Raw genomic sequence first — 13482 nt, forward strand, 5'->3', positions numbered from 1 at the left:
CGCGCGGGCCGCCGGGGGCCGGCCCCGCCCCGTCCGGGCCGGCGCCGACCAGGTGGGCGACGAGCCTGCCGCCCGCGCCGACGACCGCGGCGGCGGTCACGCCCGGATGGGCGAGCAGGGCGGACTCGACCTCGCCGGGCTCGACCCTGAACCCGCGGATCTTGATCTGCCGGTCCAGCCGCCCCAGGTACTCGACGGCGCCGTCGGGCCGCCGCCGGACGCGGTCGCCGGTGCGGTAGAGCCGGGACCCGTCCGCGCCGAACGGGTCGGCGACGAACCGCTCGGCGGTCAGGTCGGGCCGTCCGGCGTACCCGCGCGCGAGCCCGGCGCCGCCGAGGAACAGCTCGCCCGGCACGCCGGGCGGCACCGGGTTCAGCCACCGGTCGAGCACGTGCAGGCGCAGGTTGGCGATGGGGTGGCCGATCGGCGGCGGGGACCCGTCGCCCGGCCGTTCGCACCGCCAGGACGAGACGTCGATCGAGGCCTCGGTCGGGCCGTAGAGGTTCTCGACGACGGCGCCGGGGTGGCGCGCGTAGAAGCGGGCGACCGTCTCGCCGGGAAGGGCCTCGCCGCTGCACACGACGAGCCGCAGATCGGCCATCTCGCCCAGCGGCTCGTGCGCGGCGAACTCCCGGAACAGCGACGGCACGAAGTGCGCGACGGCGACGCCCTGCTCGTCGATGAGCCGCGCCAGATGGTCCAGGTCGCCCTGGCGGCCGGGCTCGGCGAGGACGGCGCAGGCCCCGGCCGTCAGCGGCCAGACCAGCTCCCACAACGACACATCGAAGGTGACCGGGGTCTTGTGCAGCACCCGCTCCCCCGGCCGCAGCCGGTAGCGCTCCTGCATCCAGGCGATCCGGTTGATCAGGCCGCGGTGCGGGACCTGCACGCCCTTGGGACGGCCGGTCGAGCCCGACGTGTAGATCACGTAGGCGAGCCGGCCTGGCCGCGTGGTCACCTCGGGCGGGGTGGCGGGCGCGCCGGCGATCGCCGGGTCGTCCGGATCCACGACCGTGACGCCGGCCGCCCCGCTGGTCGTCCCGATCACCGCCGCCGCGCCGCTGTCGGCCAGCATGAACGCCAGCCGTTCGGCCGGGTGGGCGGGGTCGAGCGGGAGGTAGGCGCCGCCCGCCCTCCAGACGGCGAGCATCGCGACCAGGAACCCGGGGCCGCGCTCCAGGCACACCCCGACGACGGTCTCGGGCCCGACGCCGAGCGACCGCAGGTGGTGCGCCAGCCGGTTCGCCCGTTCGTCCAGCTCGCGGTAGGTCAGGGTGCGGCCGGCGAGGATCGCGGCCGCGTCCTCGGCGCGCCCGCGCACCAGCTCGTGGATCCCGCCGACGTCCGGGATCGGGGCTGACGTGGCGTTCCAGGCCGCCTCGGCGCCGGGCGACGGCGCGATGGTGGCGAGCGGCCGCCGCGGCTCGGCGGCGAACGCGGCGAGCAGATCGGTGAAGTGGGCCGCCATCCGCTCGACCGTCGTCCGCTCGAACAGCGCCGTGCTGTACTCGAAGGTTCCGGCGATGCCGTCGCCGGTCATCGAGGTGAAGAGGGTGAGGTCGAACTTGGCCGTGGTGTGCGGCGGCACGATCCTCTCCTCGCGCAGGCCGCCGCCGAACGTGGCCTGCCCGGCCCCCGCGTCGGCGACGCCGAGGTGGTTGAAGAACACCTGGAACAGCGGGGTGCGGCTGCGGTCCCGGACGGGCTGGAGGGCGTCCACGAGCTGCTCGAACGGCACGTCCTGGCGGGCGAACCCGGCGAGGGCCTCCCGCCGGGCGTCCTCGACCAGGTCGAGGAACGAGGCGTCGCCGCCGGCCCGTGCGCGCAGCACCAGCGTGTTGACGAAGAACCCGATCAGGTCCTCGGTCTCGGTGCGGTTGCGGTTGGCGATCGGCACGCCGACGGCGACCTCGTCCCTGTCGGCGTAGCGGGCCAGCAACGCGCCGAAGGCCGCCAGCAGGGTCATGAACATCGTCGCGCCGGTCTCCCGGCTCAGCTCCCGCAGCGCCGCCGCCGTCGGTTCCGGAACGGTGAACTCCACGAGCGCGCCCGCCGTGGACCGTACGGGCGGCCGCGGCCGGTCGGTGGGCAGGTCGAGGTCGGTGAGCCCGTCCAGCCGTTCCCGCCAGTACGCGAGCTGCTCCTGGATCGCCTCGCCGCGCAGCCGGTCGCGCTGCCACACCGCGAAGTCGGCGTACTGCACCCGGAGCGGTTCCAGCGGTGACGGCCCGCCCCGCGAGTAGGCCGCGTACAGCGCCGACAGTTCGCGGCGCAGCACCCCGGCCGACCACTCGTCGCAGACCACGTGGTGCATGCAGAGGCTGAGCACGTGGTCGGCGGGCGCGAGGCGGATCAGCGTGACGCGCAGCAGCGGCCCCGCGGCGAGGTCGAACGGGGTGCGCGCGTCGGCGGCGACGAACGCCTCGGCGCGCTCCAGCGCGTCCGGCTCGCCGGTCAGGTCCATGTGCGACGGCCGGACGGCGCCGGGCGGGTCCACCACCTGGCGTGCCACGCCGTCGACGGCGACCAGCCGGGTGCGAAGCACCTCGTGCCGCTCCACCACGGTGGTCAGCGCGGCATCGAGCGCCGCCGCGTCGAGGTCGCCGCGCAGCCGGAGGGCGAGCGGCACGTTGTACTCGGCCGAGCCGGGCTCGAGTTGGTCGAGGAACCACAGCCGCTGCTGGGCGAACGACAGCGGCAACGGCCTGTCCCGGTCCGCCGGCAGGAGTGGCCCGGCGGCGCCGCTCCCGGGCGCCGCCTCGTCCACGACGGCGGCGAAGCGGGCGACCGTCGGCCGGTCGAAGAGCGCGGCCAGGGTCGGCTCGGCGCCGAACGCCGTGCGGACCCGTGACACCACCTGGGTGGCCAGCAGCGAGTGGCCGCCCAGGTCGAAGAAGTCGTCGTCCACGCCGACGCGGTCCAGGCCGAGCACGTCGGCCCAGATCGCGGCGAGCGCCTCCTCGGTCGGGGTGCGCGGCGCGGTGTACGCGGTGCCGAGGCCGGTGCGGGCGCCGTCGGGCTCGGGCAGCGCGGCACGGTCGACCTTGCCGTTGGGGTTCAGCGGCAGGGCTGCGAGCTCGACGAACGCGGCGGGGATCAGATAGGAGGGCAGCCTCCGGCCGAGGAAGTCGCGCAGCTCACCCGCCGGGGGAACGCCCTCGGCCAGGTCGGCCGGGACCAGGTGGGCGACCAGGCGCCGGTCGCCCGCGTCCTCCCGCGCCACGACGACGGCCTCGGCGACCGCCGGGTGGGCGAGCAGCGCCGTCTCGACCTCGGCGGGCTCGATGCGGAACCCGCGGATCTTGACCTGGTGGTCGAGCCGCCCGAGGAACTCCAGCACACCGTCCGGACGGCGCAGCACCCGGTCGCCGGTGCGGTAGAGCCGGGAGCCGCCGGCGTACGGGTCGGCGACGAACCGCTCGGCGGTGAGGTCGGGCCGGTGCACGTAGCCGCGCGCCAGGCCCGTCCCGCCGATGAACAGCTCGCCGGGCACACCGTCGGGGACCGGGGCCAGGTGCCGGTCGAGGACCAGCAGCCGCATGTTGGCCAGCGGCCCGCCGATCGGCACGGTCACCGCGTCGGCGTCCACGTCATCGACCAGGTGCCAGGCGGCGAACGTCGTCGTCTCCGTCGGCCCGTAGCCGTTCAGCAGGCGCTCGGGCGGGGCGTGCCCCAGGACCCGCCGGACGCTCGCCGGGTCGAGGGCGTCGCCGCCGAGCACCAGGTGGCGGAGGCCGCCCAGCGCGTCCGGCGCGTCGGCGGCCAGCCGGTTGAACAGCGCCGGGGTGAGGAACATGGTCGTGACGCCGAGCCGGGTGAGTTCCGCGCCCAGCCGGCTCGGCGACAGCAGGACCTCGCCGTCGATCCCGGCGAGCGCGGCGCCGTTGGCCCACGCGCCCCAGATCTCGAAGGTCGCGGCGTCGAACGACACCATGGACGCCTGGGCGACGACGTCGTCCTCGGTGACGCGGACGAAGTCCCCGGCCGTCACCAGCGAGACGATGTCGCGGTGGCAGACCCCGATCCCCTTCGGGGTGCCGGTGGAGCCCGAGGTATAGAGCACGTAGGCGAGCTGGTCAGGGTGCGTCAGCACGTCCGGAGGCTCGGGCGAGGCGGCGGCAAGCGCGGCCATGGTCGCGGGCTCGTCCAGGCGCACCGGCCGTACCCAGCGGGCCGGGACCGCGTCCAGGGTCTCCGCCGTCCCCACGAGCACGGACGCGCGGCTGTCGGTGAGCATGAGTGAGGCCCGTTCGGGCGGCAGATCCGGGCTCAGCGGCAGGTAGGCGCCGCCCGCCCGCAGCACCGCGAGCAGCGCGACCAGGAGGTCGACGCCGCGTTCCAGGCAGAGGCCGACCACGACCTCGGGGCCCACGCCCATCGCCCGCAGGTGGTGGGCGAGCCGGTTGGCGCGCTCGTCGAGCTCCGCGTACGTGAGGGCGGCGGTGCCGTAGGTGAGGGCGGTCGCGCCGGGCCGCCGGGCCGCCTGCGCGGCGACGAGCTCGTGGACGCCGAGCGCGGGGACGGCGACGTCCGGGCCGCTTCCTGCGGCGAGCGCGCGGCTGCGTTCGTCCTCGCCCATCGGCCGGAGTTCGGACAGGCGCCGCCCGGGGTCGGCCGCGACGGCGGCGAGCAGGGCGGTCAGGTGCCCGGCCATGCGCCGCACGGTGCCCGGCTCGAACAGGTCGGTGTTGTAGAGGAACGAGCCGGTGAGCCCGCCACCGCTTTCGGAGAGCCCGAGCGTCAGGTCGAAGCGCGCCGCGGTCACGCCGACCGGGAACGCCTCGTTCTCCAGGCCCGGCAGGGCGAGGCGGTCCTCGCCGATCGCGTCCAACCCGAAGAACACCTGGAACAGCGGGGTCCGCGCCAGGTCGCGTTCCAGGTTCAGCGCCTCGACGAGCTGCTCGAACGGCAGCTCCTGGTGCGCGTAGGCGCCCAGCGCCTCCCGCCGGACGCGGGCGACGAGCTCGGCGAACGTCGGGTCGCCGGACAGGTCGACGCGCAGCGCGACGGCGTTGACGAAGAAGCCGATGAGCCCCTCCGTCTCGGCCTGGTCGCGGCCGCCGACGGGGGTGCCGACGACGAGATCGTCCTGGTCGGCGTACCAGCGCAGCAGGGCCGTGAGCGCCGCGAGCAACGTCATGAACATCGTCGCGCCGGACTCGCGTGCCAGGGCCCGCAGCGCCGTCGTGGTCGGCTCGTCCACCGTGAGGGGCGCGAGCGCGCCGGCCGTCGAGCGCACCGGGGGGCGCGGACGGTCCGCCGGCAGCTCCAGGGCGGGCGCTCCGGCCATCCGGTCCCGCCAGTATCCGAGCAACCGGTCGAGCGTCGCGCCCTGGAGGCGGTCGCGCTGCCAGACCGCGTAGTCGGCGTACTGCACGGGCAGCGGCTCCAGCGACGGCTCCGCGCCGCCCGCGTACGCCTCGTACAGCACCGCCAACTCGCGCCGCATCACCAGCGCCGACCGCTCGTCCGAGACGACGTGGTGGAGGTTGAGGCTCAGGACGTGATCGTCGGGGCCGAGCCGCAGCAGGCCGCCGCGCACCAGCGGGCCCGCCTGCAGGTCGAACGGGCTCGCGGCGTCCGCGTCGACCAGCTCGCGGGCCCGCGCCACCGGGTCCGGTTCGCCCGACAGGTCGGTCTCGACCAGGCCGAAGCCGCCCGGCGGGTCCACCACCTGGACGGGGACGCCGCCCTCGGCGACCAGCCGGGTCCGCAGGACCTCGTGCCGTTCCACCATCGCGTCGAGCGCCCTGGCCAGCGCCGGGACGTCCAGCGCGCCGCGCAGCCGCAGCGCGAGCGGCTGGTCGTACTCCGCGGAGCCCGGATCGAGCTGGTGGAGGAACCACAGGCGGCGCTGCGCGAAGGACGGCGGCAGCGGCCGGTCGCGGACGGCCGGTGCGATCGGGGGCGCGGCGTCCATGTCCGCGGCGTCCACTACCTCGGCGAGTTCGCCGAGGGTCGGGTGGTCGAAGACGTCGGCGAGCGAGACCTCGACGCCGAGCAGGCTCCGCACCCGCGCGACGACCTGGGTGGCCAGCAGCGAGTGGCCGCCCAGGTCGAAGAAGTCGTCGTCCACGCCGACCCGCCCCAGGCCGAGCACCTCGGCCCAGATCCCGGCGAGGATCTCCTCGGTGGGCGTGCGCGGCGCCACGAAGTCCGCCGCGGGCTCCGGGCGGTCCGCCACCGGCTCGGGGAGCGCGGCGCGGTCGAGCTTGCCGTTGGCCGTCAGCGGCAGGGCCGCGAGCGCCACGAAGTCGGTGGGGACCATCGGGTCGGGCAGCGTCCGCCGCAGGAAATCGCGCAGGTCGGCGCCGGACGGCGGCGCCGGCGGGTCCGCGGGGACGAGGTAGCCGACCAGCCGCCGATCGCCGTCGTCGCCGTGGGCCGCGACCGCCGCGGCCGCCAGCGCGGGATGCGCCAGCAGCGCGTTCTCCACCTCGGCGGGCTCCACCCGGTAACCGCGGATCTTCAGCTGCCGGTCCATCCGGCCGAGGAACTCCAGCCGCCCGTCCAGCCGCCGGCGGACCCGGTCGCCGGTCCGGTACAGCCGGGAGCCGTCGGCGGCGAACGGGTCGGCCACGAACCGCTCGGCCGTCAGGTCCGGGCGGCCCCCGTAGCCGCGGGCCAGCCCCGGGCCGCCGAGGTGGAGCTCGCCCGGGACGCCCCACGGGACCTCGTTCATCGCCGGGTCCAGCACGTGCGCCGTGACGCCGGGCAGCGGTAGGCCGATGGGCGCCGAACGCCCCCCGGTCAGCAGGCCGGGCTCCAGCAGGACGGCCGTCGCCCCGACGGTCGCCTCGGTCGGGCCGTAGTGGTTGAACACCGCCGTCCGGTCGCCGGCCGCCTCGACCAGCTCGCGCACCTGGTCGAGCGGCGCCGCCTCACCGCCGATCACCAGCGACCGTGCGGGCAGCAGCCGCGCCGCGGGAACGCCGCCCGCGGCCAGCGCGGCCAGATGCGACGGCACGATCTTGACATGGTCGACGGCGTGCTCGGCGAGGTAGTCGCGCAGCAGGGGCCCGTCGCGCTCGATCCGCCGGCCGGGCAGGTGCAGGACGCCGCCGGAAGCCAGGCAGGCGAAGACGACCGTGTTGCCGAAGTCGGTCGTCAGCGGCTGCAGGAGCGCGTAGCGCTCGCCGGGCCGGTCCCAGGCGAGCCGCGCGGAGACGCCGTCGACGTAGGCGTCCAGAGCGCGGTGGGTGATCTGCACGCCCTTCGGGCGCCCGGTCGACCCCGACGTGTACATGACATAGGCGAGCCGGTCCGGTGGCGGCGCGGCAGCGGCGGGCGGCGTCTCCGGAAGGGCGGCGAGCGCGGCCGTGAGCAGCGGGCCGTCCAGCGCGACCGTCCTGGTCCGTCCGGCCGGGAGCCCGCCGAGCGAGTCCTCGGTGCCGATGACCAGCGAGGCGCGGCTGTCGGCGAGCATGAACGCCAGCCGCTCCGCCGGATGGGCGGGGTCGAGGGGCAGGTAGGCGCCGCCGGCCTTCCAGACCGCCAGGAGCGCGGGCACCATGTCGGCGCCGTCGTCGAGGCAGAGCCCGACGACGGTCTCGGGGCCGATTCCGGCGGCGAGCAGGTGGTGGGCGAGCCGGTTGGCGCGCGCGTCGAGCTCCCGGTAGGTGATCGGCCCGCCGGGCCCGTGCAGCGCGGGTGCGTCCGGGCGCCGGGCGGCATGGGCCGCGATCCGCTCGGGCAGCCCGTCCGCGCCCTCCCGCTCCGCCTGCGTCGGCGACCCGGCCTCGGCGGGGCTCCGCAGGACGATCGCGGCGATGGGGTGGTCGGGGTCGGCCGCCACGGCGTCCAGAACCATGCGGTAGTGCCCGGCCAGGCGCTCGACGGTCGCCCGCTCGAACAGCTCGGTGCTGTACTCGACGGCACCGGTCAGCGCGTCGCCGTCCTCGCCGATGATGAGCCGGAGGTCGAACTTGGCGGCCACCACGCCGGGCAGCGCCGCCGCCGACACCCCCAGCCCGCCGAGCAGGCCGGCCGCGTCGGGGTCGGCCTGGTTGTAGTTGAACAGCACCTGGAAGAGCGGGGTGCGGGAACGGTCCCGGTCGGCGCCGAGCGCGGTCACGAGCTGCTCGAACGGGAGCTCCTGGTGGGCGAACGCGCCGAGGGCCTCCCGCCGCACCCGGGCGAGCACCTCGCCGAACGTCGGGTCGCCGGACACGTCGGTGCGCAGCACCAGCGTGTTGACGAAGAACCCGACGAGGTTCTCGATCTCGACCCGGTCGCGGCCCGCGACCGGGGTGCCGACCACGATGTCGTCCTGGCCCGAGTACCGCGCGAGAAGCGTCACGTACGCGCCGAACATGGTCATGAACATGGTCGCGCCGCGGTCGCGGCCGATCGCGCGCAACCGGGCCGCGGTGTCCGCGCCGACCCGGAACTCGACGCGGCCACCTGCCGACGACCGCACCGCGGGCCGCGGGTGGTCGGTCGGCAACTCCAGCGTCTCCGCCCCGGCCAGCCGGTCCCGCCAGTACGCCAGCTGCTCCTCCAGCACCTCGTCCCGGAGGTGGTCGCGCTGCCAGACCGCGTAGTCGGCGTACTGCACCGGCAGCGGCGGCAGCGACGGCTCCGCGCCCCGGCCGAACGCCTCGTACAGCGTCCACAGCTCGCGGTGCAGGAGGGCGACCGACCACTCGTCGCAGACCACGTGGTGCATGAGCAGGCTGAGCACGTGGTCGTCGTCGCCCAGTTCGATCAGCCGGGCGCGCAACAGCGGCCCCTCGGCCAGGTCGAAGGGGACGGTCACCTCGGCGGCCACGAGCACCCGGGCCTCGGCGAGCGGGTCGGCGGCGGCGCTCAGGTCGAGCCGGTCCAGCGGGACCGCGGCCGGCGGGTCGACGACCTGGTGCGCCACGCCCTCGACGCCGACGAGCCGGGTGCGCAGCACCTCGTGCCGCCGGACGATCGCGTCGAGCGCGGCGCCGAGCGCGCGCACGTCCAGGGGGCCGCGCAGGCGCAGCGCCAGCGGCTCGTTGTACTCCGGCGAGTCGGGCGCGAGCTGGTTGAGGAACCACAGCCGCTGCTGCGAGAACGACAGCGGCAGGTCGCCGTCGCGCGGCACGGGCACGATCGGCGCCGCCTTCCGGCCGGGCGCCGCGCGGCCGACCGCGGCGGCGAGCCCGCGGATGGTGGGGTGGTCGAACAGCTCCGCGAGGTCGATCTCGACGCCGAACGCGGCCCGCACGCGCGACATCACCTGCGTGGCCAGCAGCGAGTGCCCGCCCAGCTCGAAGAAGTCGTCCTCGGCGCCGGGCCGCCCGATGCCGAGCACCTGCGACCACAGCCCGGCCAGCGTCTCCTCGGTGCCCTCGGCCGGTTCCGCGTAGGGCGTCGAGAGCCGCGGGCGGGCGCCCTCGGGCGCGGGAAGCGCGGCGCGGTCCACCTTGCCGTTGGGGTTGAGCGGCAGCGCCGGCAGCACCATGAACACGGCCGGGATCAGGTAGTCGGGCAGCCGTCGCCGCAGGAACGCCCGCAGCTCGCTGGTCGACGGCGCGGGCAGGGCGCCCGCCGCGACCGCGTAGGCGATGAGCCGCCGGTCGCTGCTGGTTCCCCGCGCCACGACGACGGCGTCGGTCAGCGCCGGATGGGCGAGCAGCGCGGCCTCGACCTCGCCGGGCTCGATGCGCACGCCGCGCACCTTGACCTGCTCGTCGATCCGCCCGTGGTACTCCAGCTGCCCGTCGGTGCGCCACCGGACCCGGTCGCCGGTCCGGTAGAGGCGTGAGCCGTCGGCGGCGAACGGATCGGCCACGAAGCGCTCGGCGGTGAGGGCGGGCCGGTTGCGGTAGCCGCGGCCGACCCCGATCCCGCCGATGTAGAGCTCGCCGGGGGCGCCCACGGGCAGCGGCCGCAGGCACCGGTCCAGCACGTGCAGCCGCACGTTGCCGATCGCGCCGCCGATCGGGGGCGAGGGAGCGGTGCTCCCCCGGCCGATGATCGCGGAGGTCGCCTCGATGGTGCACTCGGTCGGCCCGTACAGGTTGCTGACGACCGCGCCCGCGTTGCGGGCGTGGAAGCGCGCCACGTCCTCACCGGCGAGGGCCTCGCCGCTGCAGAACACCAGCCGCAGGTCGGGCGGCGTCCCCAGGTCGGGGTGCGTGACCAGCAGGCGGAAGAGCGAGGGCACGAAGTGCACGACGCCGACGCGGCGGTCGCGCAGCAGCGCCAGCAGGTGGTCGAGGTCGCGGTGCCGGCCCGGTTCGACGACGACCATCTCGGCGCCCACCGACAACGGCCAGAAGAGCTCCCACACCGATGCGTCGAACGTGAGGGGCGACTTGTGGACCACGCGCTCGCCGGGCCGCAGCGAGTAGACCTCCTGCATCCGGACCAGCCGGTTGACCACGCCGCGGTGGGCGATCGCGACGCCCTTGGGCAGGCCGGTGGAGCCGGAGGTGTAGATCACGTAGGCGAGCCGGTCCGGATGGACGGGGACGCCGGGCGGCCCGGAGGGGGCGGCGGCGAGCGCGGCGGCGGTCGCCGGGTCGTCCAGGTAGACCGCGGTCCCGGCGGCCTCCGCGAACGGCGCGGCCAGGTCGCGGGTGCCGAGGACGACGGAGGCGCCGCTGTCGGACACCATGTAGTGCAGCCGGTCCGGCGGATAGTCGGGGTCCAGCGGGAGGTACGCCCCGCCCGCCTTCCAGATCGCCAGCAGCGCGACGACCATCTCCAGGCCGCGTTCCAGTGCCAGGCCCACGACGGTCTCGGGGCCGACCCCGGCGGCGCGCAGGTGGTGGGCCAGCCGGTTGGCCGCCGCCTCGAGTCCGGCGTAGGTGAGGGAACGGTCCCCGCAGGACGCGGCGGGTTCGCCGGGCGTACGGGCCGCCTGCTCGGCGAACAGCTCGTGCACTCCGGCGACCGGGGCGTGCGGCGCGGCGGTGTCGTTCCAGCCGCTGACGACGAGACGGTGTTCGTCGTCGCTCATCACCGGCAGCTCGGACAGGCGCCGGGCCGGGTCCGCGGCGACGGCCTCCAGGAGGAGGCCCAGCTGCTCGGCCATGCGGGCGATCGACTCGTCGTCGTACAACGCGCTCCGGAACCGGATCGCCCCGTCCGGCGACAGTTCCAGGTCGCGCTCGGCCGCCCAGTCACAGCCGTCCGGGCCGCCGTCCAGGTCCAGGCAGGCGTGGAAGAGCTCCGGGCGAAGGGCGTCTGCGGGGATCGGCCCGGCCGCCCGTCCCTCGCCGAGTGCGGCCTCGAGTCTTGCGGCGACCTCCGTGAAGAGCGGGTCGCCGGAGAGGTCGGCGCGGACCGCGAGGCCGCCGCTCAGACCCACCACGACGTCGTCCTCGCCCGCGTACCGGCCGATGATCATCGCCCACGCGGCGAGGAGCGCCGGGACGGGCAGCACGGGCAGGGCGATCCGCGACACCGCGTCGACCGGCCCGCCCTCGGGCGGCCGCGGCCGGTCGGTGGGCGGCTTCAGCACGGGGGCACCGCTCAGCAGCCGCTGCCAGAAATCGTCCCGAGCGTGCGCGGGTTCGCGTCCTGATCCCATGAATGCTCCACGTGAAGGCTTGGACGAGTCCGAGGCGCGGCGGCGCCTGCCATTCAGTGCAAAGAGATGGTCCGGTCGTCGGATTTTCCGTTTTCGGCGCCCGGTTGCAGATATCCGCGTGCCTGCAGGGTGAACAGTTCCGCGTACAGGCCGTCGGCGGCCATGAGTTCGTCATGGGTGCCGTGCTCGGCGACCTTTCCCGAACGGAGCACGACGATGCGGTCGGCCGTGCGGACGGTCGAGAACCGGTGCGAGATCAGCAGGACGGTCCGGCCCTGGTAGAGCTCGCGGACGCTGTCGAACAGCGCCCGCTCCGCGCGCGCGTCCAGGGACGCGCTCGGCTCGTCGAGGATGACCAGCGGGGCCGAGCGCAGGAACGCCCGGGCCAGCGCCACCCGCTGCCATTGCCCGAGCGAGAGGTCCTGGCCCTCGCCGAACTGCGGCGACAGGATCGTGTGGTAGCCGTCGGGGAGCGTGGCGAGGAACCCGTCCGCGCCCGCCGCGCGGGCGGCGTCGCGGATGGCCTCGTCGGCCGGGTCGCGCTCGGCCGCCCCGATCCGGATGTTGTCCTCGGCGGGCAGGGCGTAGCGGATGAAGTCCTGGAAGAGCACCGCGACCGACTCGCGCCAGGTCGCGGCGTCGAAGCCCGCGAGGTCGGCGCCGTCGACCAGGATGCGGCCGTCCTCGGGCGCGTAGAGCCCGGCCAGGAGCTTGGCCAGTGTGGTCTTGCCGGACCCGTTCTCGCCCACCAGCGCCACGACCTCGCCCGCCTCCATCCGCAGCGAGACCTGCTCGAGCGCGCGCCGGTCGGCTCCCTGGTAGGTGAACGAGACGTCCTGCGCCTCGATGGCCTCGAAGGCGGTGGGGGCGGCGTCCCCGGTGCGTTCGCGCTCGATCTCGGGACGCAGCGCGAGGAACTCCTCCAGGTCGCGCACGAGCGGCGCGGACTCGAAGAACTCGTTGCTGGACCCGATGCCGTCGACCAGCTTCTGGCTGAAGACCAGCAGCGCCCCGGCGGTCGTCGCGGTCTCGGCGAGGCTCATGCCCGCCCACCGGTTGAGGGCGATCAGCACGCCGGCGGCCAGCGCCAGCACCAGCCCGCTGCCGACGGAGGCCAGCAGCGCGGAGTAGAACCGCTTGCGCAGGTTGGCGGCGAGCAGCGCCAGCCTGCGCTCCATGATCGAGAGCCACCGCAGGGCCAGGTAGCGCTCCAGGTTGAAGGCGCGGATCTCCTTGGCCGGCTCCCTGGTCGTGAGCAGGTCGAACAGGTAGGTGCGGCTCCGGTCGTCGGCGGTGGTCTCGGTGACGAACTCGAAGTGCTGTTCGCCGCCCCGGACGCCGCCGAGCCAGACCGGCACCGTGGCCAGCACGACGACCAGGGCGATCCACGGCTGGATGAAGATCATCGCCACCGCCACCGCGGCCAGCGTGAACACCACCTGCCCGATGGTGACCAGGCTCTCCACCATGCGGGCGGGCCGGGTGAGCGCGCTGGTCGCCGCCCGGTGCAGCCGGTCGTGGAACCGCGAGTCGTCGAAGTCGGCCAGGTCCGCCAGGCACGCCACGCCCATGATCTCGCGGCACACGTGCAGGCCGGTGCGCTCGCTGAGCAGCAGCCGGCGGTTGGCGATGACGGCCTCGGCGACCGCGATGAGGATGTTGGCCGCCACGAAGCCGACCATGCCGAAGGCCAGCTTGTCGGGGTCGCCGCCGCCCTTCTCGGCGATGAGCCCGGAAAGCAGCGACTGCAATTGGACGACGAGTACGAAGATGCCGAAGGCCTGGACCAGGTCCATGAGCACGACGACGATGAATTCTTTTCGGCTGGCCGCCCACACCAGCTTTATCGCCGCAATGACGAGGTGGAGCATTCCGCCGATATTGCGCACTCGGCCATGCTTACACAGCCCCTCAGGACTGCCAATAGACGCTACAAGCACGCCAGATCGGCTCCACCGAGCCTCCAGCGATCA

At 75.0% G+C, this 13482-nt stretch carries 2 protein-coding genes; both read right to left on the bottom strand.

Going from position 1 to position 13482, the window contains the following annotated elements:
* Positions 1-11509, bottom strand: an 11509-nt coding sequence (locus tag ABD296_RS00015; RefSeq protein WP_344259872.1) for a non-ribosomal peptide synthetase, incomplete at its 3' end; no start/stop codon positions are given.
* Between the two features lie 53 nt (positions 11510-11562).
* A complete protein-coding gene (locus tag ABD296_RS00020) occupies positions 11563-13398 on the bottom strand; it encodes an ABC transporter ATP-binding protein (protein ID WP_344259875.1) in 1836 nt (611 codons plus the stop codon).
* Positions 13399-13482: the final 84 nt, after the last annotated feature.

Origin of the sequence: Actinomadura napierensis, from assembly GCF_039529375.1 — a bacterium.
In the GTDB taxonomy this organism is placed as follows: Bacteria; Actinomycetota; Actinomycetes; order Streptosporangiales; family Streptosporangiaceae; genus Spirillospora; species Spirillospora napierensis.